This window comes from Streptomyces bambusae, assembly GCF_019400985.1.
Lineage (GTDB): Bacteria > Actinomycetota > Actinomycetes > Streptomycetales > Streptomycetaceae > Streptomyces > Streptomyces bambusae_A.
In genome coordinates this window covers 1-20415 of the sequence record NZ_WTFF01000124.1, presented here as the reverse complement: position 1 = coordinate 20415, position 20415 = coordinate 1, and the positions used below count along the sequence as shown (strand labels likewise).

The 20415-nt window shown below is 73.1% G+C and carries 20 protein-coding genes and 1 pseudogene; 7 read left to right on the top strand and 14 right to left on the bottom strand.

The features are described 5' to 3' along the window. Window positions 1-77: 77 nt before the first annotated feature. Window positions 78-1265, bottom strand: coding sequence for a geranylgeranyl reductase family protein (locus tag GPJ59_RS18500; RefSeq protein WP_308120360.1), 1188 nt, complete (start codon window positions 1263-1265; stop codon window positions 78-80). 281 nt (window positions 1266-1546) lie between these two features. On the opposite strand from GPJ59_RS18500, the gene GPJ59_RS18495 reads away from it, so the two are divergent. Next, window positions 1547-2911 carry a dipeptidase gene (locus tag GPJ59_RS18495; protein ID WP_219668301.1) on the top strand — a complete coding sequence of 455 codons (1365 nt, stop codon included), beginning with the start codon at window positions 1547-1549 and terminating at the stop codon, window positions 2909-2911. A 109-nt stretch (window positions 2912-3020) separates the two neighbouring features. Beyond that, window positions 3021-3839, top strand: a complete 819-nt coding sequence (locus tag GPJ59_RS18490) for an MBL fold metallo-hydrolase (protein WP_219668300.1) — start codon at window positions 3021-3023, stop codon at window positions 3837-3839. Between the two features lie 37 nt (window positions 3840-3876). Here the strand turns inward: GPJ59_RS18490 and GPJ59_RS18485 are convergent, their stop codons facing one another. After that, window positions 3877-4920 (bottom strand): NUDIX hydrolase, encoded by a 1044-nt coding sequence (locus tag GPJ59_RS18485; protein ID WP_219668299.1) that lies wholly within the window; start codon window positions 4918-4920, stop codon window positions 3877-3879. 236 nt (window positions 4921-5156) lie between these two features. On the opposite strand from GPJ59_RS18485, the gene GPJ59_RS18480 reads away from it, so the two are divergent. After that, window positions 5157-6140: a LacI family DNA-binding transcriptional regulator gene (locus tag GPJ59_RS18480; protein WP_219668303.1), complete on the top strand. Its 984-nt coding sequence runs from the start codon at window positions 5157-5159 to the stop codon at window positions 6138-6140. A 99-nt stretch (window positions 6141-6239) separates the two neighbouring features. Here the strand turns inward: GPJ59_RS18480 and GPJ59_RS18475 are convergent, their stop codons facing one another. The 5 genes from GPJ59_RS18475 to GPJ59_RS18455 form a co-directional block, all read right to left on the bottom strand. Continuing rightward, a complete protein-coding gene (locus GPJ59_RS18475; protein ID WP_219668298.1) occupies window positions 6240-7538 on the bottom strand; it encodes a DUF6986 family protein in 1299 nt (432 codons plus the stop codon). Window positions 7539-7729: 191 nt separating this feature from the next. Further along, window positions 7730-8692 (bottom strand): electron transfer flavoprotein subunit alpha/FixB family protein, encoded by a 963-nt coding sequence (locus tag GPJ59_RS18470; RefSeq protein WP_219668297.1) that lies wholly within the window; start codon window positions 8690-8692, stop codon window positions 7730-7732. A 57-nt stretch (window positions 8693-8749) separates the two neighbouring features. Beyond that, on the bottom strand, window positions 8750-9535 hold the full coding sequence (locus GPJ59_RS18465) for an electron transfer flavoprotein subunit beta/FixA family protein (RefSeq protein WP_219668296.1): 786 nt from the start codon (window positions 9533-9535) through the stop codon (window positions 8750-8752). A gap of 201 nt (window positions 9536-9736) precedes the next feature. Beyond that, window positions 9737-10288, bottom strand: coding sequence for a flavin reductase family protein (locus GPJ59_RS18460; RefSeq protein WP_219668295.1), 552 nt, complete (start codon window positions 10286-10288; stop codon window positions 9737-9739). 133 nt (window positions 10289-10421) lie between these two features. Next, window positions 10422-10748 carry a TlpA family protein disulfide reductase gene (locus GPJ59_RS18455; protein ID WP_308120359.1) on the bottom strand — a complete coding sequence of 109 codons (327 nt, stop codon included), beginning with the start codon at window positions 10746-10748 and terminating at the stop codon, window positions 10422-10424. 220 nt (window positions 10749-10968) lie between these two features. Between GPJ59_RS18455 and GPJ59_RS18450 the strand changes: the two genes are divergently transcribed. After that, entirely contained in the window at window positions 10969-11691 is a 723-nt protein-coding gene (locus GPJ59_RS18450; RefSeq protein ID WP_219668293.1) for a lysophospholipid acyltransferase family protein, read from the top strand. Window positions 11692-11794: 103 nt separating this feature from the next. On the opposite strand, the gene GPJ59_RS18445 is transcribed toward GPJ59_RS18450, so the two are convergent. From GPJ59_RS18445 to GPJ59_RS18420, 6 genes are all read right to left on the bottom strand, one after another. After that, on the bottom strand, window positions 11795-12118 hold the full coding sequence (locus tag GPJ59_RS18445) for a hypothetical protein (protein WP_219668292.1): 324 nt from the start codon (window positions 12116-12118) through the stop codon (window positions 11795-11797). 283 nt (window positions 12119-12401) lie between these two features. Beyond that, entirely contained in the window at window positions 12402-13052 is a 651-nt protein-coding gene (locus GPJ59_RS18440; RefSeq protein ID WP_219668291.1) for a transglutaminase-like domain-containing protein, read from the bottom strand. A gap of 67 nt (window positions 13053-13119) precedes the next feature. After that, a complete protein-coding gene (locus tag GPJ59_RS18435; RefSeq protein ID WP_219668290.1) occupies window positions 13120-14199 on the bottom strand; it encodes a threonine aldolase family protein in 1080 nt (359 codons plus the stop codon). Then, complete coding sequence (locus GPJ59_RS18430; RefSeq protein WP_219668289.1) at window positions 14178-14945, bottom strand: SDR family oxidoreductase; 768 nt, start codon at window positions 14943-14945, stop codon at window positions 14178-14180. Before GPJ59_RS18430 ends, GPJ59_RS18435 begins: the two co-directional genes overlap by 22 nt. Before the next feature lie 26 nt (window positions 14946-14971). After that, complete coding sequence (locus GPJ59_RS18425) at window positions 14972-16369, bottom strand: DUF6421 family protein (RefSeq protein ID WP_219668288.1); 1398 nt, start codon at window positions 16367-16369, stop codon at window positions 14972-14974. A gap of 81 nt (window positions 16370-16450) precedes the next feature. Continuing rightward, a complete protein-coding gene (locus GPJ59_RS18420) occupies window positions 16451-17458 on the bottom strand; it encodes an alpha/beta hydrolase (RefSeq protein ID WP_219668287.1) in 1008 nt (335 codons plus the stop codon). Window positions 17459-18083: 625 nt separating this feature from the next. On the opposite strand from GPJ59_RS18420, the gene GPJ59_RS18415 reads away from it, so the two are divergent. Continuing rightward, window positions 18084-18767 carry a glycerophosphodiester phosphodiesterase gene (locus GPJ59_RS18415; RefSeq protein ID WP_219668286.1) on the top strand — a complete coding sequence of 228 codons (684 nt, stop codon included), beginning with the start codon at window positions 18084-18086 and terminating at the stop codon, window positions 18765-18767. Between the two features lie 12 nt (window positions 18768-18779). Here the strand turns inward: GPJ59_RS18415 and GPJ59_RS18410 are convergent, their stop codons facing one another. Next, window positions 18780-19334 carry a GNAT family N-acetyltransferase gene (locus GPJ59_RS18410; protein WP_219668285.1) on the bottom strand — a complete coding sequence of 185 codons (555 nt, stop codon included), beginning with the start codon at window positions 19332-19334 and terminating at the stop codon, window positions 18780-18782. A gap of 72 nt (window positions 19335-19406) precedes the next feature. Here GPJ59_RS18410 and GPJ59_RS18405 point away from each other — a divergent pair, with 72 nt between their 5' ends. Beyond that, window positions 19407-19970: a DUF5134 domain-containing protein gene (locus GPJ59_RS18405; protein WP_219668284.1), complete on the top strand. Its 564-nt coding sequence runs from the start codon at window positions 19407-19409 to the stop codon at window positions 19968-19970. 133 nt (window positions 19971-20103) lie between these two features. Next, window positions 20104-20415: pseudogene (locus tag GPJ59_RS18400) on the top strand (M56 family peptidase); the annotation flags it as partial.

Genomic DNA, 20415 nt, shown 5'->3' with positions numbered 1-20415 from the left:
CCGCCCACCTGCGCTCACGTCCCGCCCCCAGCCCCCGGCCGGGCCCCCCGCCCCGCCCTGCCGCCCCCGCCGGCGCGCTACTCCTGCCCCGCCGCCGCTCGCGCCTGGCGGCGGTCCAGCTCGTGCAGGGCCCTGCGCGCCAGCGGATGCGTACGCACCATCTCGCCCAGCGAGGACGACCCCCGCGTGATCCGGGTGAACGCCCGCCACGCCGGCCGGAAACCGGTGAGCACCGCGTGCAGCAGCCCCGGCCGGGCCTCGAAGACGGTCATCATGCGCCGGCCGACCTCCATCTCCACGCCCAGTCCGGCCTTCACGGCAAAGGCGTAGTTCAGCGCCTGCCGCCGCGCGTCGACCGCGTCCTGCGCCTCGGCGATCCGCACCGCCCACTCCCCCGCCAGCCGCCCGGAGCGCAGCGCGAAGGAGATGCCCTCCCGGGTCCACGGCTCGAGCAGTCCGGCCGCGTCGCCCGCCACGAGCACCCGCCCCCGCGACAGCGGCGAGTCCGGCTTGCGGCAGCGCGTCAGGTGTCCCGACGACACGGCGGGTTCGAAGCCGGCCAGTCCCAGCCGGGCGATGAAGTCCTCCAGGTACCGCTTGGTCCCGGCGCCGTCCCCCTTGGCCGAGATGACGCCCACGGTCAGCGTGTCCCCCTTGGGGAACACCCAGCCGTAACTGCCGGGCAGCGGGCCCCAGTCGATGAGGACCCGGCCCTTCCAGTCCGCCGCGACCGTGGCGGGGACCGGGATCTCCGCCTCCAGGCCGAGGTCGACCTGGTCCATCTGCACGCCCACGTGCGCGCCGATCCGGCTCGCGCTGCCGTCCGCGCCGACCACGGCCCGCGCCAGCACGACCTCGCCGTCCGCCAGGACGACGGCCACGGTGCGCCGGTCGGGCACCGAGGCCCCGTGCTGCTCGACGCGCGCGACCGCCGTGCCGGTGCGCACCGTGGCGCCGGCCTTCTCCGCGGCGGCGACCAGCCCGGCGTCGAACTCCGGCCGGTCGACGAGCCCGAAGAGCATGCCCTTCGAGCGCCGGGTGCGGTGCAGCCTGCCGTTCAGCGAGAAGGTGACCGCGTGGATCCGGTCCTTGAAAGGCAGCACGAAACCGGGCGGCAGCGCATCGCGCGAAGGCCCGATGATGCCGCCGCCGCACGTCTTGTACCGCGGCAGTTCGGCCTTCTCCAGCAGCAGCACCTGCCGTCCCGCGGCCGCCGCCGCATGCGCGGCCGAGGCCCCCGCCGGGCCCGCGCCGACCACGACCACGTCCCAGACCGCAGCCGGTCCGCCGGTCCGTCCGCCGCTCGGTCCGCCGGTCCCCCCGTCCTCACCGCCACCCGCACCGCCCGGTTCCCCGGCGGCCTGTCCCCCTGCGTCGCGTACGTCGTCGCTGCTCACGATGTGCTGCTGCTCCTGATCCCCGGTCGGCTCCGATGCCGGGCAAATCCTACGGCGCGACACCGTCCCGCTCCTCTGTGCGAGGATCGGGACGACCATCGCCTTACCCGGCCACGTAGAACAACGTCGCACCCACGAGGAGCGTGCCCATGTCGTCCCATCCGATCGCCGAGACCGTCGCCTCGCTGATGCCCCGCGCCCAGCAGGAGCTCGCCGAGCTGGTGGCCTTCCAGTCGGTGGCGGACTGGGCGCAGTTCCCGCGCAGCGAGAGCGAGAAGGCCGCGAACTGGGTGGCCGCCGCCCTGCGCGCCGAGGGCTTCCAGGACGTCGCCCTCCTCGACACCCCCGACGGCACGCAGTCGGTGTACGGCTTCCTGCCCGGCCCCGAGGGCGCGCCGACCGTGCTGCTGTACGCGCACTACGACGTCCAGCCGCCGCTCGACGACGCCGCCTGGATCTCCCCGGCCTTCGAACTGACCGAGCGCGACGGCCGCTGGTACGGGCGCGGTGCGGCCGACTGCAAGGGCGGCTTCATCATGCACCTGCTGGCGCTGCGCGCGCTGAAGGCGAACGGCGGCGTGCCGGTGGGCGTCAAGGTGATCGTGGAGGGCTCGGAGGAGCAGGGCACCGGCGGCCTCCAGCAGTACGCCGAGGCGCACCCGGAGCTGCTGACCGCCGATGCCGTCGTCATCGGCGACGCGGGCAACTTCCGTACCGGCCTGCCCACGGTGACGGCCACGCTGCGCGGTATGACGCTGATGAAGGTGCGGATCGACACCCTCGCCGGGAACCTGCACTCGGGCATGTTCGGCGGCGTCGCCCCGGACGCGCTGGCCGCGCTGATCAAGGTGCTGGACTCGCTGCGCGCGGCGGACGGCTCGACCACGGTGGACGGGCTCGCCACGGACGGGGTGTGGGAGGGCCTGCAGTACCCGGAGGAGGACTTCCGGTCCGACGCCAAGGTGCTGGACGGGGTCGGGCTGATCGGCGACGGCACGGTCGCCGACCGGCTGTGGGCCCGTCCCGCGGTGACGGTGCTCGGCATCGACTGCCCGCCGGTCATCGGCGCCACCCCGTCGGTGCACGCGAGCGCGGGCGCGCTGATCAGCCTGCGGATCCCGCCGGGCGTGGACGCCCAGGAGGCCATCAAGCTGCTGGAGGCGCACCTGCGGGCCCACACGCCGTGGAAGGCGCGGCTGGAGCTGGAGGTCGTCGGCCAGGGCCAGCCGTTCCAGGCGGACACCGACAGCCCGGCGTACGCCTCGATGGCCGCGGCGATGGAGGTGGCGTACCCGGGCCAGCAGATGCAGGTCAGCGGCATGGGCGGGTCGATCCCCCTGTGCAACGCGCTGACCTCGCTGTACCCGGAGGCGGAGATGCTGCTGATCGGGCTGAGCGAGCCGGAGGCGCAGATCCACGCCGTGAACGAGAGCGTGTCCCCGGAGGAGCTGGAGCGACTGTCGGTCGTGGAGGCGCTGTTCCTGGTCAACTACGCGCGCTCCAAGCAGAGCTGACGTCCACTCGGACGTCTCTTGTACGCCCAGGGCGCACTGCGCTCTGGGCGTACTCCGCTCACGGTGAAGCGGGGCGGTCGCGCGGGCCCGGGCGTCCTACGGTCGCCTCATGGATCTCGTAGAAGTAGTCCCGAACCGGCTGCACATGCTCCGCTGGCCCATCGGCCAGGCATATCTCTGGCGCGACGGTGCCGCCCTGACCCTGATCGACGCCGGCCACGCCGGGTCCGCGGGCCTGATCGAGGGGGCGATACGTTCCCTCGGGCTCGACCCCGCCCGGCTGGAGCGGATCGTCCTGACCCACTGCCACCGCGACCACGTCGGCGCGGCCGGTGAACTGGCCGCCCGGTGGGGCGCGCAGGTGCTCGCGCACCGCCTGGACGCACCCGTGGTCCGCGGCGAGCGGCCAGTGCCGGAACCGGTCCTGCTGGACTGGGAGGTCCCGCTGTACCGGCACGGGCTCACCGTCCCGGAGGCCCCGCCGACCCCGGTCCACCGCGAACTGGAGGACGGCGACCGGCTGGACTTCGGGGGCGGCGCGTACGTCGTCCACTCCCCCGGGCACACGGACGGCAGCATCGGCGTCCATCTGCCGGAGCACGGCGTGCTGTTCACGGGTGACTGCGTGGCGGGCGTGGGCCAGGTGATGCTGGGCGTCTTCAACGTCGACCGGGCACAGGCGATCGAGTCCTTCCGGCGCCTGGCCGCGCTGGAGCCCGAGGTGGCGTGCTTCGGGCACGGCGACCCGCTGGTCGAGGGCACGGCCGCGGCCCTGCGCGCGGCGGCGGAAGGCGCGGACGCGACCGCGGCGGACGTGCCACCCGCGCCTGCCGCGGCGGGAGCGGCGGATTCCGTGCCTGCCCCGGCTGGAGCGGCCGATTCCGCGCCCACCGCGGCTGGAACGGCGGATTCCGTGACCTCCGCCTGACCGCCCGCCCGCCGCGCGCCGCCCCGCCCCACCCCGGTCAGCCGACCGGGGTGCCCGCCTCCAGGTTGAGGACCGTGGAGCGCTCCCGGGCCCGCAGCGCCCAGCGCAGCCGCTCGAAGCGGTTCGGCGGCAGCATCCCGGCGGCTTCCGGCTCGGTGGCGAAGCGCCAGGCGCGCAGCTCCGGGCCGGGCAGCCGGAGCGCCGCGCGGTCCGGCTCGGAGAGCCGGCCCCCGTCGAAGAGCAGCCGCAGCCCGCCGTAACCGGGGTGACACGGCGGCTCCCAGTCCACCAGCAGCAGGCGGGGCACCCGTTCGAGGACGACGCCGAGCTCCTCGGCCACCTCCCGCATGCCGGCCTGGGCCGGCGCCTCCCCCGCCTCGACGACCCCGCCCGGGAACTCCCAGCCCGGCTTGTACGTCGGGTCCACCAGCAGTACCCGGTCCTCCTCGTCGAAGAGGAGCACCCCGGCGGCGACGGTCTCCCTGGTCGGCTCGGGCGTCTGGACGATGTCGCAGACTCCAGCGGTCCCGCTGGTCACGGCCTCGGCGACGCGTTCGGCGGTCTGCCGGGGCGTCAGATGCCCGTTGTCCAGTACCAGGGCGTCCTGTCCGAGCCAGCCGTCGAGCGCCTCCGTGTACGCCGGGATGTGGTCGCAGGCCCACTGCCGGGCCCGGACCTCGTTCTGCTGCGGGGTCGGCCCGGGCTCGGCGCGGTGTGCGATGCGCTCACGCAGAATCGTTTCCCCCGGGTCCAGCACCACATGCCGCACCGGGATCCGGCGGGCCGCGAGCGCGCCGAATATCTCGTCGCGGTACTCCTGGCGGAGCAGTGTCATCGGCACCACCAGCGTGCCGCCGAGCTCGGCGAGCAGCGCGGCGGCCGCGTCCACCACCAGTCGGCGCCAGCTGGGCAGGTCCTGGAAGTCCGAGACCTCGTCGGCGCGTTCGCGCGGCAGGAGGCGCATCAGCGCGCCGCCGACGAGCTCAGGGTCGTACACGGTGCTGTCCGGCAGGAGTCCGGTCAGTTCGCGGGCCGTGCTGGTCTTCCCGGCGCCGAACGCGCCGTTGATCCAGACAATCACGATGATCCCTCTCCCGATGCCTCGTCCGAAGCCCCCAGTGGCCTGCCCGCCCCACCCTGTCACGGAAACCCGCTTATCGGCCGAGGTGCTTATGCTCAAGGTCGTCAAGGTCGTCAAAGTCATCAAGGCCGTCAGCAAGGTTCGACAGGGTCATCGAAGCCGACAACACCGGAGGTCTACGCACCGTGCCGCACTCCCGCCGCCCGTCCGAGCCCCGCTACGGCCTGCGGCCGACGATGAAGGACGTGGCGGCACGCGCGGGCGTGGGCCTGAAGACGGTGTCCCGGGTGGTGGGCGGCGAACCCGGGGTCACCCCGGAGACCGAGCGGCGGGTCCAGGAGGCCATCGAGGCGCTCGGCTTCCGCCGCAACGACAGCGCGCGGGTCCTGCGCAAGGGCCGCACCGCCAGCGTCGGGCTGGTCCTGGAGGATCTCGCCGACCCGTTCTACGGGCCGCTGAGCCGGGCCGTGGAGGAGGTGGCGCGGGCGCACGGCGCCCTGCTCGTCAACGGGTCCAGCGCCGAGGACCCGGAGCGGGAGCGGGAGTTGGTGCTCGCGTTGTGCGCGCGCCGGGTGGACGGCCTGATCGTGATCCCGGCCGGGGACGACCACCGCTACCTGGAGCCGGAGATCCGGGCCGGGGTGGCGACGGTGTTCGTGGACCGTCCGGCGGGCCGGATCGACGCCGACGTGGTGCTCTCGGACAGCTTCGGCGGCGCCCGCGAGGGGGTGGCCCACCTGATCGCGCACGGCCACCGCCGGATCGGGTTCATCGGCGACCATCCGCGCATCCACACGGCGACGGAGCGACTGCGCGGCTACCGCGCGGCCATGGCCGGGGCGGGCCTGCCGGTGGACGACTCCTGGGTGTCGCTGGGCTCCACCGAACCGGGCCGGGTCACCGGGGCGGCCACGGCGATGCTGGCAGGCCCGGAGCCGGTCACCGCGCTGTTCGCGGGCAACAACCGGGTGACCGTGACGGTGGTCCGGGTGCTGGCCGGTACGTCCCGGCCGGTGGCGCTGGTCGGCTTCGACGACTTCGAGCTGGCCGACCTGCTGCGCCCGGGGGTCACCGTGGTCGCGCAGGACGCGGCGGCCCTCGGCCGGGTCGCCGCCGACCGGCTCTTCCAGCGCCTGGCGGGCGCCGCCCCCGCTCCGGCCCGGGTCGAACTCCCGACCCGCCTGATCCCGCGCGGGTCGGGCGAACTCCCGCCGGCCTGAACCCGGAACGAGCCGACGGCCCGGCACCCGACCGGTCGGGTGCCGGGCCGTCGCGGCGGGCGACGTGGCGTGCGTCGCGGCGGGCGACGTACCTGCGTGTTACGCCGTGGCCGTCAGGGTGGCCGAGCGGCGCGGGATGGCGAAGGCGTCGAGTTCGGCGCGGGTCAGGCCGGTCAGGGCGGTGACCTCGTCGGTGCCGACGGCGCCGCAGTCCAGGCCGCGTACCAGGTACCCGGCCAGGGCCTTGGCGGTCGCGGGCTCGTCCATCACGTCGCCCTCGATCTTGGCGACGTAGGCCTTCAGCCGGGCGGCGGCGGCCTGAAGGCCCTCGCGGTAGAAGGTGAAGACGGCGGCGTACCGGGTCGGGAGGTGGCCGGGGTGCATGTCCCAGCCCTGGTAGTAGGCGCGGGCCAGGGCCCGGCGGGTCAGGCCGTAGTGCAGCTTCCAGGCCTGGTGGACGTGCTCGGTGGTGCCGATCGGCAGGACGTTGGTGGAGCCGTCCGAGACGCGTACGCCGGTGCCGGCGGCCGCGACCTGCATGACCGCCTTGGCGTGGTCCGCGGCCGGGTGGTCGCTGGCCTGGTAGGCGGCGGAGACTCCGACGCAGGCGCTGTAGTCGAAGGTGCCGTAGTGCAGGCCCGTGGCGCGGCCCTTGGCGGCGTCGAGCATGCGTGCCACGGTGGCGGTGCCGTCCGGGCCGAGGATGGCCTGGCTGGTCTCGATCTGGATCTCGAAGCCGAGACGGCCCGGGCGCAGGCCGCGGGCGGACTCGAAGGCCTCCAGCAGCTGTACGAAGGCGGCGACCTGCTCGGCGTAGGTGACCTTGGGCAGGGTGAGGACCAGGTTGTCGGGCAGGCCGCCGTGGGCGAGGAGGCCGGAGAGGAAGACGTCGGTGGTGCGGATGCCGCGGTCCCGGACGTTGGACTCCATGCACTTCATCCGGATGCCCATGTACGGGGCGTTGGTGCCGTTGGAGTACGCCTCCGAGACGAGGCGGGCGGCCCGGGCGGCGGCCTGGTCCTCCTCCTCGTCGGAGCGGACGCCGAAGCCGTCCTCGAAGTCGATGCGGAGGTCCTCGACGGGCTCGCGCTCCAGCTTGGCGCGGACCCGCTCGTAGACCGGGACGGCCAGCTCGTCCGGGATGCCGAGGACCTCGGCGAAGGTGCCGGCGTCCGGGGCGTGCTCGTCGAGGGCGGCGAGGGCCTGGTCGCCCCAGGAGCGGATGGTGTCCGGGCCGAAGACGTCGCCCGGGACGTAGACGGTGTGGATGGGCTGGCGGGTGCCGGGGTCGCCCGGGTAGCGGCGCGCGAGTTCCGCGTCCACCGGCGCCAGGGAAGCGCTGATGCCCTCGCTCACCGCGCCGGCGAGGCTCGTCGCCACCTTCTCCTGCTGACCCATCGTGCACTCTCCTCTTCCACTCAGCGGAATCTTCGATCCGCTATGCAGAATTTAGTTGCGGGGGCGGTACAGGTCAATGGTTGCCCGGAACGCCGCGGGGCCGCGTGGTGAGAGTCACCACGCGGCCCCGGGTCACGGTGTCCGTGCAGGTCAGGCCTTCGGCCCGACGATTTCGGCCGGTCGGCCGGAGATCAGCCCTTGCGGGCCTTGATCTCCTCGGTCAGCTGCGGGACGACCTGGAAGAGGTCGCCCACCACGCCGTAGTCGACGAGGTCGAAGATCGGGGCCTCGGCGTCCTTGTTGATGGCCACGATGGTCTTCGAGGTCTGCATGCCGGCCCGGTGCTGGATCGCGCCGGAGATGCCGGAGGCGATGTACAGCTGCGGGGAGACCGACTTGCCGGTCTGGCCGACCTGGTTGGAGTGCGGGTACCAGCCGGCGTCGACGGCGGCGCGGGAGGCGCCGACGGCGGCACCGAGCGAGTCGGCCAGCGCCTCGATGATCCCGAAGTTCTCGGCACCGTTGACGCCGCGGCCACCGGAGACCACGATCGCGGCCTCGGTCAGCTCGGGGCGGCCGGTCGACTCGCGCGGGGTGCGCGAGGTGACCTTGGTGCCGGTGGCCAGGGCGCCGAAGGTGACGGCGAGGGCCTCGACGGCGCCCGCGGCCGGGGCGGCCTCGACCGGAGCCGAGTTCGGCTTGACGGTGATGACCGGGGTGCCCTTGGAGACACGGGACTTGGTGGTGAAGGACGCGGCGAACGCGGACTGCGTCGCGACCGGGCCCTCGTCACCCGCCTCCAGGTCCACGGCGTCGGTGATGATGCCGGAGCCGATGCGGAGGGCCAGGCGGGCGGCGATCTCCTTGCCCTCGGCGGAGGACGGGACGAGCACGGCGGCCGGGGAGACGGCCTCGTACGCGGCCTGCAGCGCGTCCACCTTCGGTACGACGAGGTACTCGGCGAACTCGGGGGCGTCGGCGGTGAGGACCTTGACCGCACCGTGCTCGGCGAGCACGGCGGCGGTGTCGGCGGCACCGGCGCCCAGGGCGACGGCGACGGGCTCGCCGATGCGGCGGGCCAGCGTCAGCAGCTCGAGGGTGGGCTTGCGGACGGCGCCGTCCACGTGGTCGACGTAGACGAGAACTTCAGCCATGGGACTGCTCTCCTGCTGTTACGAAGGGTGAGGGGGCGGTTGAGGTGACCGAAGTCCTCAGATGAACTTCTGACCGGCCAGGAACTCGGCCAGCTGCTTGCCGCCCTCGCCCTCGTCCTTGACGATCGTGCCGGCGGTACGGGCCGGACGCTGCGCGGCGGAGTCGACCACGGTGTAGGCGTTCTCCAGACCGACCTCCTCGGCCTCGATGTCGAGGTCGGACAGGTCCCAGGACTCCACCGGCTTCTTCTTGGCGGCCATGATGCCCTTGAAGGACGGGTAGCGGGCCTCGCCGGACTGGTCCGTCACGGAGACGACCGCCGGGAGGGAGGCCTCGAGCTGCTCGCTGGCGGCGTCGCCGTCACGGCGGCCGGTGACGGTGCCGTCCTCGACCTTGACCTCGGAGAGCAGGGTGACCTGCGGGACGCCCAGGCGCTCGGCCAGGAGCGCCGGGAGCACGCCCATCGTGCCGTCGGTCGAGGCCATGCCGGTGACGACCAGGTCGTAGCCGGCCTTCTCGATCGCCTTGGCGAGCACCAGGGAGGTGCCGATGACGTCGCTGCCGTGCAGGTCGTCGTCCTCGACGTGGACGGCCTTGTCGGCGCCCATGGACAGCGCCTTGCGCAGCGCGTCCTTGGCGTCCTCCGGGCCGACGGTCAGGACGGTGATCTCCGCGTCGTCCGCCTCTTCGGCGATCTGCAGCGCCTGCTCGACGGCGTACTCGTCGAGCTCCGACAGCAGGCCGTCGACGTCGTCGCGGTCGACGGTCAGGTCATCGGCGAAGTGCCGGTCGCCGGTGGCGTCGGGCACGTACTTCACACAGACAACGATCCTCAAGCTCACGCCGGCTCTCCTACTGCATCGTCTTTTCCGAGCTGCCTTGATGAGGGCAGCATAGGCGCCTTCTTGGGCGGTTCCCGATCGGGGCGGCCCGCGCTCCGAAGGAAATGTTACTCGTCAGTACAGCGTGCGTCCCACCCAGTGGCAAGGCCGGTGAACTGTGACCTTGCCAACGCCGCCCGAACCCACCCCAGCAGGGACGATTCAGTCGCGCAGCGCGTTGAAGCGACCCTGGTGGTACAGCAGCGGCCGGCCCTCCGTCCGGCCGTCCCCCAGGGAGTGCCCCGCGACCGCCTCCGCGATGACCACCCGGTGCTCGCCCGCGGGCACCCGGGCCACCACGCGGCACACCAGCCACGCCAGTACGCCGTCCAGCACGGGCACGCCCTCGGGTCCGGGCCGCCAGCCGGTCCGGTCCCCGAAGCGGTCGGCCCCGCTGCGGGCGAACAGCCCGGCCAGCTCGTGCTGCTCCTCGGCGAGTATGTGGACGCCGAGGTGGTCGGAGGCGGCGATCGCGGGCCAGCTGGAGGAGCCGGTACCGATGGAGAACGACAGCAGCGGAGGATCGGCGGAGACCGAGTTGAGCGAGGTGGCGGTGAAACCCACCGGGCGGACGCCGTCGACGGCGGTGATCACCGCGACACCGGCCGCGTGCTGGCGGAAGACGGAGCGCAGCAGCTCGGGAGAACCGGCCCGCACGGGGACCGGCGCGGCCGCAGGGGCCGAGGGGACGGACGGGGCCGACGGGGCCGTCATGAGGAGCTGGTTTCCTTCCGCTGCGGTATCCGTTCGCCAGACTGGCGATCTGCGCGGCGCGCAGTCAAGCGCCTACGGACAGATGTCAGGCGCGTCACGCCCGGTGCGCTCGCGCACTCCGGCGCGGGGCGGCTCACAGCGCCGCGCCGAGCGCGGCGATCACGTCCGCCTTCCGCGGCATCCCGGCCGCCCGGCGGACCACGGTGCCGGATGCGTCCAGCACCAGGACGGTCGGGGTCTTCTCGATGCCGAGCGCGCGCACCAGCGCGAGCCGCTCCTCGGCGTCGACCTCGACGTGCGCGACGCCGTCGACCATGCCGCTGACCTCCGCCAGGATCCGCCGGGTGCCCCGGCACGGCTGGCAGAAGGCGCTGGAGAACTGCACCAGCGTGGCCCGCTCCCCCAGCGGAGCGCCCAGCTCCGCCGCGTCGAGCCGACCCGTTCCCGCACGTCCCGGCACCTGACACTCCTGTTCGCCACGCCCACCCTGCTCGTACGATGATCCGAGCGCCTGTACGAGCCGGGGCATTCCCGGCGTGACGAGAATCTCCTCCGGCACGGGCGTCTGAACTGGCCAGCGGCCCGTGTTTGGGGCACGATCCCCATGGCCACGTTACCTACGTTGGCGTAACTTCCGGCCGGGAGAACCTCCCTAAGGCAGAAAGCGGGGTCTCCCCCTGATGGCTGAGCTCGTCTACCCCCCTGTGATCGGTGCAGCCCACACGCTCTTCCGTGCGCTGGACATCCGCATCGACATGAAGGGCACCGAGAACATCCCGCACAAGGGCGGCGCCGTGCTGGTCTCCAACCACATCGGCTACCTCGACTTCATCTTCACCGGCCTGACCGCGCGGCCGTCGAAACGCCTGGTCCGCTTCATGGCCAAGGACTCCGTCTTCCGGCACAAGGTGTCCGGGCCGCTGATGCGCGCCATGAAGCACATCCCGGTGGACCGCAAGCAGGGTGAGGCCGCGTACCAGCAGGCCCTGGCCGCGCTGCGGTCCGGCGAGATCATCGGGGTCTTCCCGGAGGCGACGATCTCGCAGTCGTTCACCCTGAAGAGCTTCAAGTCCGGCGCGGCGCGCATGGCGCAGGAGGCCGGCGTCCCGCTGATCCCGATGGCGCTGTGGGGCACCCAGCGGCTGTGGACCAAGGGCCGCCCGAAGGACCTGCGCCGCAGCCACATCCCGGTGACCATGCGGGTCGGCGAGCCGATCGAGGCGCCCACCGACCAGTACGCCGGGGCCATCACGCGGCGGCTGCGCGAGCGCGTGGGAGAGCTGCTGGAGGCGGCGCAGCGCGCCTACCCGGCCAAGCCGAAGGGCACGCACGACTCCTGGTGGCTGCCCGCCCACCTGGGCGGCACGGCGCCGACCGCGGCCGAGGTGCGCGAGGCGGGCTGACGCCGGACCGACGGCGGGGCAGGGGCCGCCACCCCGCCGTCGGCACCTCTCGGCGGTACCGGGGCAGGGGCAGGGCCCCGTACGTCCTCAGGGAGGGACCCGCTCAGGGACAGATCGCGTCCCTCCTCGGGTGTGCGCTCTTGCGGAACTCGTCCGGGAACCGCTTGATGACACCGCACGACAGGAAGTCGGCCAGGCCCAGGATGTGGTCGTGCACCTCGTCGTAGTCCCGGATATCGGCCGCGAAGTTGCCCTGCAGCCGGTCGGTGGCCTCCTTGAGCGTGAGGTCCAGGTGCTCGCGGAACTCGGCGCGGATCTGGTCCCGGGGCCAGAACCTCGGGTTCAGCTCCAGGTCCGGCAGGTCCGCGGCGAAGCTGACGATCGTCAGCCGCGTCCATGTGATGTGGTCCTCCCGGAGCTTGCGCATCTGATCATGGAAGGCCAGACGGGTCGCGGCCGCCTTGCCTCCTCCCCCGGGATCTGCCGGGCTCGCGCTCGTGCCGGTGACTCCGCCGACGGTCAGTGTGGTTCATCCAGGTCCTCCTTCGACGGGGTTGTCGCAGTCAGCCTCACCGCCGCCCGCCGCGGGCGCATGCGGGGAAAGCCCGTCGGGGGACACGGCGTACGCCGACCGGGGACACGGCTCCTGGGCCGGATCAGGGCGAACAGCGCGATCGCCACCGGCACCGAGGGGGCGTACGCCGCACCCGTCAGGCCGGCAGAGCGGTCGGGAGGTTCGCCCAGAGCGCGAGCCGGTCGGCGGAGTTCCGCAGGGCCCGGACGGTGGGCGGGTGCGGGTCGGCGTGGAGCACGGGGTAGTCGACCTCGCCGAGCTCCGGGCGGACCGGGAAGGCCAACCGCTCCTCGTCCAGGCTGAACCGGGCGTCCACACCGGGCTTGTTGCCGCGGGGGTCGAGGCGGGCCCACGCGTCGCGCCCGGGCAGCAGCACGGCGACCAGGCCGTGGACGGCGGCCGGACCCCCGGGGCAGGCTCCGGCTCCACCGGAGCAGCTGTCGCCGCACTCATGCTCGTCCACGAGGCGCTGGTAGCAGAAGGCCGTGGGAATGCCCTCGGCCCGCAGCAGGGCGGCCAGGGCGTGCGACTTGGCGTAGCAGATGCCGTTGCGGGTGGCGAGGACGTCGGAGGCGCGCCAGCTGACACGCAGGTCTCCGGAGTCGGCCGAGTGCGGGACGGTGTCGCGGACGAACTCGAAGGCGGCCTCGGCGTAGGCGTGGGCGCCTGCGCCGGCGGCGGCCCGCAGTGCGGCGGCGGTCTCGCGCACCGTCGGGTGGTCGTGGTCGACGACGTCGTCGGCCACCAGATAGGCGGACAGGTCGGCGTGCTCCTGGATCAGTTCCATGATCCAGGAGCATACCTATGCACGAGAATGCATGCCTATCGAATTGGTGGGAGGTGCCCCTGCTGCGCTAGCGGGACATCTCCTCCTTGAGGGCCTGGAGGAAGCCGTCCACGTCCTGCTCCTCGGTGTCGAAGCCGCACATCCAGCGCACGTCGCCGGCGGCCTCGTCCCAGAAGTAGAAGCGGTAGCGCTGCTGCAGGCGGCGCGAGACCTCGTGCGGCAGTCGCGCGAACACCGCGTTGGCCTGCACCGGGTAGAGGATCTCCACCCCGTCGACCTGGCGGACGCCCTCGGCGAGCCGCTGCGCCATGGCGTTGGCGTGCCGGGCGTTGCGCAGCCACAGGTCCTTGGCCAGGAGCGCTTCGAGTTGCACCGAGACGAAGCGCATCTTGGAGGCCAGCTGCATCGACATCTTGCGGACGTGCTTCATCTGCCGGACCGCGTCCGGGTTGAGCACCACCACGGCCTCGCCGAAGAGCATGCCGTTCTTCGTGCCGCCGTACGAGAGCACGTCGACGCCCACCGTGTTGGTGAACGTGCGCATCGGCACGTCGAGCGAGGCCGCAGCGTTGGCTATCCGGGCGCCGTCGAGGTGCACCTTCATGCCGAGCCGGTGCGCGTGCTCGCAGATCGCCCGGATCTCGTCCGGGGTGTAGACCGTGCCCAGCTCGGTGTTCTGGGTGATCGACACGACCTGCGGCATGGCCCGGTGCTCGTCCTCGAAGCCCCACGCCTCCTGGTCGATCAGCTCGGGGGTGAGCTTGCCGTCCGGGGTGGGGACGGCGAGCAGCTTGATGCCCGCCATCCGCTCGGGCGCGCCGCCCTCGTCCACGTTGATGTGCGCGGTCCTCGCGCAGATCACCGCGCCCCAGCGGTCCGTCATCGCCTGGAGGGCGGTGACGTTGGCGCCGGTGCCGTTGAAGACCGGGAAGGCCTCGGCGTAGGGACCGAAGTGGCTGCGGATGACCTTCTGCAGGTGCTCGGTGTACTCGTCCTCGCCGTAGGCGACCTGGTGGCCGCCGTTGGCGAGGGCTATCGCTTCCAGGATCTCCGGATGTGCTCCCGCATAGTTGTCGCTCGCGAAACCGCGCACCGAGGGGTCGTGGTGGCGGCGGGCGTCGGTCCTTACGGTTGCGGGGTGAGCCACAGACGCTGTCCGTTCACTTCCGTGGCGGGCCGCTCCCAGACGCCGGTGATGGCCTCGGCCAGTTCCTTGACGTCGGTGAAGCCCGCGAACTTCGCATTGGGGCGCTCGGCGCGCATGGCGTCGTGCACCAGTGCCTTGATGACCAAGATCGTAGCCGCGGCACCGGGACCGTCGTCGCCCGCCGCCTTGCGGAAGGAGTCGGCCAGGGCCAGCGTCCACGCCTCGGCCGCCGCCTTGCCGGCGTTGTACGCGGCGTTGTTGGCGACCGGCTTGTGCGCGCCGACCTGGCTGACCAGGACGTAGCGGCCGTTCCCGCTGCGCAGCAGCGGGTCGTGGAAGGCGAGCGAAGTGTGCTGGACGGTACGGATCAGCAGGTTGTGCAGGAAGTCCCAGTCCGCGAGGTCGGTCTCGGTGAACGAGGCGCTGCCGCGCCAGCCGCCGACGAGGTGGACCAGCCCGTCGATCCGCCCGAACTCCTTCTCGGTCCGGGCGGCCCACTCCTTCGTGGCGGCCAGGTCGAGCAGGTCCACGGTGTCACCGGTGACGGTGGCACCGCCGTGGGCGTAGCGGGCGGCGTCCACAGCCTCGGCCAGGCGGGCCGGGTCGGCGTCGGCGGCGACGACCGTGGCACCCGCCTCGGCCAGCCGGAGCAGGGCAGCGTGGCCTGCGGGGCCGCCGGCCCCGGCCACGGCGACGACCGCACCGCTGAGCATTCCGTTCGCGTTGCCGTTCCCGGACCCGTTCATGCTGGAAGCCTCCTGTACGCGGTCGCTCACGCGGCCACCCGCTCGCCGCTGTCAGCGGTGATGCCCTTGGTCGAGGCGATCACGCCCTTGAGCTTCTTGGCGAGGGCCTCAAAGAACATGCTGAGCGGAAACTCGTCCGAAAGCACGTCGTCCACGAGCTTGCGCGGCGGCTGCGTCAGGTCGAGGGCGTCGGGGCCCTTGGCCCACTTGGAGCCCGGGTGCGGGGCGAGGTAGGTGGAGACCAGCTCGTACGCCTTGAACCAGTGGACGAGCTTGGGGCGGTCGATGCCGTCGCGGTACAGCTTCTCGATCTCGGCGCAGAGCTGGTTGGTGACCTCGGGGGCGCGCTGCCAGTCGATCATCAGCGTGTTGTCGGTCCAGCGGACGACGTCGTGCTTGTGCAGGTACGCGAAGAGCAGCTGGCCGCCGAGGCCGTCGTAGTTGCGGTTGCGGTCGCCGGAGACCGGGAAGCGGAACATCCGGTCGAAGAGGACGGCGTACTGCACGTCGCGACCGTGCTCGTTGCCCTCGGCCTCGAGCTTGACGGCCTGCTTGAAGGCGGTGAGGTCGCAGCGCAGCTCCTCCAGGCCGTACATCCAGAACGGCTGGCGCTGCTTGATCATGAACGGGTCGAACGGGAGGTCGCCGTGGCTGTGCGCGCGGTCGTGGATCAGGTCCCAGAGCGCGAAGGCCTGCTCGCAGCGCTTCTGGTCGTCGAGCATGGCGGCGATGTCCTCGGGCAGCTCGACGCCCAGGATGCCGACGGTGGCCTCGGTGACCTTGCGGAAGCGGGCGGCCTCGCGGTCGCAGAAGATGGCGCCCCAGGTAAAGCGCTCGGGCGCCTCGCGGACGGCGACGGTCTCGGGGAAGAGCACGGCCGAGTGGGTGTCGTACCCGGCGGTGAAGTCCTCGAAGGTGATGCCGCAGTAGCCGGGGTTGTCGAAGCGGGTGGCCTCGAGGTCGGCGAGCCAGTCCGGCCACACCATGCGCAGCACGACGGCTTCGAGGTTGCGGTTCGGGTTGCCGTTCTGGGTGTACATCGGGAACAGCACGAGGTGCTGCAGACCGTCCACGCGCTCGGCCGCGGGGTGGAACTCCATCAGCGAGTCCAGGAAGTCCGGCACCTGGAAGCCGTCCGCGGCCCACTTGCGCAGGTCGGCAGCGAGGGCGCGGTGGTACGCGGCGTCGTACGGCAGCAGCGGGGAGAGGGCCTCGACGCCGGCGACGACGCGCTCCACGGCGGCCTCGGCGGCGGCCCGGGCCGGGGCGCCCTCCGCGTCGAAGTCGATGGAGCCGTCCTTGGACTGCCAGGGGCGGATCTCTTCCACGGCGGCCTTGAGCTCGGGCCACGCCGGGTGCTCGACCACCCGCGCACCGGTAGCTATCACGCCACCACCCACGCCCGGCACAAGAATTTCCGTCATGTCACTTCCTCCACAGGAGAACCTCGCGTCAAGACAGCGTAAACGCGCGAGGCTCCCCCGCTCAAGAGGGGCTGCGGGAAATTATTCGGCAGTACCCCCCACTCCACCGAAAGTCTTCCCGTCCTTCACCAAGGAATGGATGACTCCGCCCAATCTTTCGAGTGCCTCGCGGGCAGGGGACAGGTACTCGGGGAGCGCGAGGAAGCCATGGAACATCCCGGGGTACAGGTCCACGGAGGACCTCACTCCGCTGGCTCGAAGCAGTCGGTCGTACACCTGCCCGTCATCGGCGACCGGGTCGCAGCCGGCGACCACGACATGGGCGGGCGGCAGGCCGGCGAGCCGCTCGGGGCCCGCGGCGAGCGGCGAGGCGAGCGGGTGGCCGCCGTCCCCGCCGGGTCCGAGGTACTGCTCCCAGAACCACCGCACGTGGGCGGTGGTCAGGTAGTAGCCCGTGGCGTTGCGGCGGTAGGAGTCGCCGCCCAGGTCCGCGGTGAGGGAGGGACAGACGAGGACCTGGAGGGCGACCCGCGGGCCGCCGCGCTCGGCGGCGAGCAGCAGGGAGGCGGCGGCCAGGTTGCCGCCCGCGCTGTCCCCGGCCACCACCAGGGCGCCGGGGTCGCCGCCGAGCCCCGCGACGTGGTCGCCGGCCCAGCACAGGGCCGCGTGGGCGTCCTCGACGGCGGCGGGGAAGCGGTGCTCGGGGGCGCGCCGGTAGTCGACGGAGACCACGACGGCGCCGGCCACGCGGCAGATGTTGCGGGCGATGCGGTCGTGGGTGTCGAGGTCGCACAGGACGAAGCCGCCGCCGTGCGAGAAGACCACGGTGGGCCGGGGGCCGGGCCACCGCGCCGGGTCGGGCCGGTAGATCCGTACGGGTACGGGCGGCGCGCCCGGCGGCCCGGGAACGGTACGGTCCGCCACGGCGCCGACGGCGGGCGGCTCGCCGGGCGGCGGTGGTGAGGCGGCCATGATGCGGCGGGCCTGCACGGCATCGCTGACGGCGCCCCCGACGTCGGGGAAGACGGCGGAGAAGGCGCGGACGAAGGGGCGGGCCCGCGGGTCGAGCCGGTCGGTCGTTCCGGACACGGCAGTCCTTTCGTTCGTGGCGGACCGGGTGCGGCGGGCCGGCACGGGTCAGGGCCGGCGGCGGCCGCAGGCGCTTCGGCTCTCCCCCGGCCGCCGGAGGCCGGTGGGTGCGGATCACGGGAATCCTGCACCGCCACAGCCGTACGCATGCGGATCACGCGGATCGCGTGGATCACACGCCGCACGGGTCCCGGATCGCGTGAGCCGGATCGCGTGAGCCGGATCGCGGCAGGCAGCCCGCAGCAGCGGTAGGCGTCCTGGCCGGGTCACGCCGTGGTCGCGGAGTGGGGGTTCTCGCGGCCGGCGCTGCGCTGGAGCGGGCGCCGGCACCTGGCGGGGCCGGAGTCGGCCGAGGCGTTGCTCGCGGACCTCGGGGTGCTGGAGTGCGCGGACACCCGCGCGGCGGTGGTGGTCAAGCCGGCGGGGACGCGCCCACGGGCGGGTGACCCGCGGGCGGCGGCCGGGGCGCCGCGCGACCCTGGCGGGAACCGGTCGTGCGGCGCCGTCAGGGCCGTGCACGGGCGGTCTCAACGCGGCGCCGGAGGACTAGGCTGCCTCCTCACCGCGCGGCCGGTCGGGACACCCGGCCCGCGCGGGAGCCGCCGTCGACGGAAGCGAGAGAACCTTGACTTTCCTCACCATCGGTCACCGCGGGGTCATGGGTGTCGAACCGGAGAACACCCTGCGGTCGTTCGTGCGCGCGGAACGCTCCGGCATGGACGTCATCGCGCTGGATCTCAGGCTCAGCAAGGACGGCGCGCTCGTCGTCCTGCACGACGCGGAGGTGGACCGCACCACCGACGGCACCGGCGCCGTGGCGGACCTGACGCTGGCCGAGCTGCGCGAGCTCGACGCGGGGCTGGGCGAGCAGGTGCCGGTGCTGGAAGAGGTGCTGGACGCGGTGGCCGCCCCGCTGCAGGCCTCGGTCCAGGACGGGGCCACGGCGCAGGCGCTCGCGGGTCTGATGCTGCGGCAGGACCTGACGTCCCGGATGGAGGTCGCCTCCGCCCACGACGCGGTGCTCTACGAGACGGCCCGGCTGGTGCCGGGTGTGCGGACGGTCCTGACGGCGGGCCGCTACGGCGAGGACGTCGTGGACCGGGCGCTGGCGGCGGGTGCGGAGACGGTCGCCCTGAACCTGCGGCGCCTGACGCTGGAGACCGTCGAGTCCGCGCACACGGCCGGCCTGCGTGTCACCGGCTGGACGGTGGACACCATGGACCAACTGCGGCTCGCCCGGGCGCTGGAGCTCGACGGCGCGGCGACCGGGTACCCGGAGATCCGGCTGACGGGCCGGTTCACCGCGTAGCCCCCGGCCCCCTCAGACCAGCGGCTTGACCAGCAGTTCGAAGGCGAGGTCGGGGCGCAGCGGGATGCCGAAGCGCTCGTCGCCGTACGGGAAGGGGCTCAGCCGGCCGGTGCGGCGGTAGCCGCGGCGCACGTAGTACGCGATGAGCTCCTCGCGCACGTTGACCACGGTCATGTGCATCTCCCGGGCGCCCCAGACCTCGCGGGCGCGGCGCTCGGCCTCGGCCAGGATCTCCCGGCCGAGGCCGGCGCCCTGAAGGTGCGGACGGACCGCGAACATCCCGAAGTACGTGTACTCCCCGCGGTGTTCGAGATGACAGCAGGCGACGATGCCGCCCTCGCGCTCGACCACGAGCAGCAGGCTGTCGGGCGCGGCGACGATCTCTCGCACGCCCTGCTCGTCGGTGCGCTGCCCGTCCAGATAGTCCGCCTCCGTGGTCCAGCCCGCGCGGCTGCCCTCGCCCCGGTACGCCGACTCCACGAGCGCCACGAGGGCGGGTACGTCTGCTTCGCCCGCGGGCCGGAAGGTCAGCGGTGCGGGGGCTGCTGCGATGTCGGCCGTGTCCATGGGCAGAGGGTAACCCGACGGCCTGCGGGCATGTCTTCGGTGACACCGTCGGTCGATCGGGAGGTCGTTCCCGTGCACGGTCCCACGACGTCCCTCTCCGCCTGGTTGCTGGTGTCGCTGTGCGCGGCCAGCGGCGCGTACTGCCTGGGGCGGGTGAGCAGAGCGGACCGGGGCGTGGCGGCCGGGGACGCCGTGATGGGGCTGGGGATGGCGGTGATGGCCGCGCCGCTCCCGATGGGCGGGGCGGTGTCCTGGGCGCTGGCGGCGGTGTTCGCCCTGGCCGGGCTGCACGCGCTGTGGCTGCTGCGCGGCGGGGCGCACCACGCGCACCACCTGGTGGGGGCCGCGGCGATGGTCTACATGTCGGTGCCGGCCCTCGCGGGGAGCGGGGCCGGGCACGGGCAGGGGCACGGCGGCGCGGCGGGCGGGGTCCCGCTGCTGACCGGGGCCCTGCTGTGGTACTTCGCGGGATACGTGCTGGTGGGCGGGGTCCGGCTGGTGGGGGCGGGCACGATCGCCCACCGGCCCCCGGGCGGGATGGGCGGTGCCGGCGGTGCCGACGGTACGGACGAACTGACCCGGGCGTGCCGGCTCGCCATGGGCATGGGCATGTTCGCGATGCTGCTGTCGTGGTGAACCGGGCGACGGCGGGCGGGCGGTCGGGCCCGGTGCGGCGGAGCGGGCCTGCGGCGTCGGGGCGGGAGTGTCCTGCGTCACCAATGGCACCGGACCGTACCCGCAGGTAGTCCCGCGCTCATAGGCTGGCGCCATGATGGTCCCCGCCGTTCTTCTGCTGCTCGGCGCCCTGACCGCGGTGGTCGCCCCCCGTCTGCTGGCCCGAGCCGACTGGCCCGAGCGCGAACCCGTCGTCGCGCTGTGGGTGTGGCAGTGCGTGGTGGCCGCCGTGCTGCTGTGCCTGGCCCTGTCGATGCTGCTCAGCGCCGCCGCCGCGTGGCACGCGGTGCGCGGCCGGCTCTTCGCCTCGGCCCCGCGCGGGGTGGTGGAGGCGTACGCGCTCGGCGCGGGCGGGCCGTGGGCGGCCGGCACGGCGCTGGTCCTGGCGGGCGGGGCGCTGTGGGGC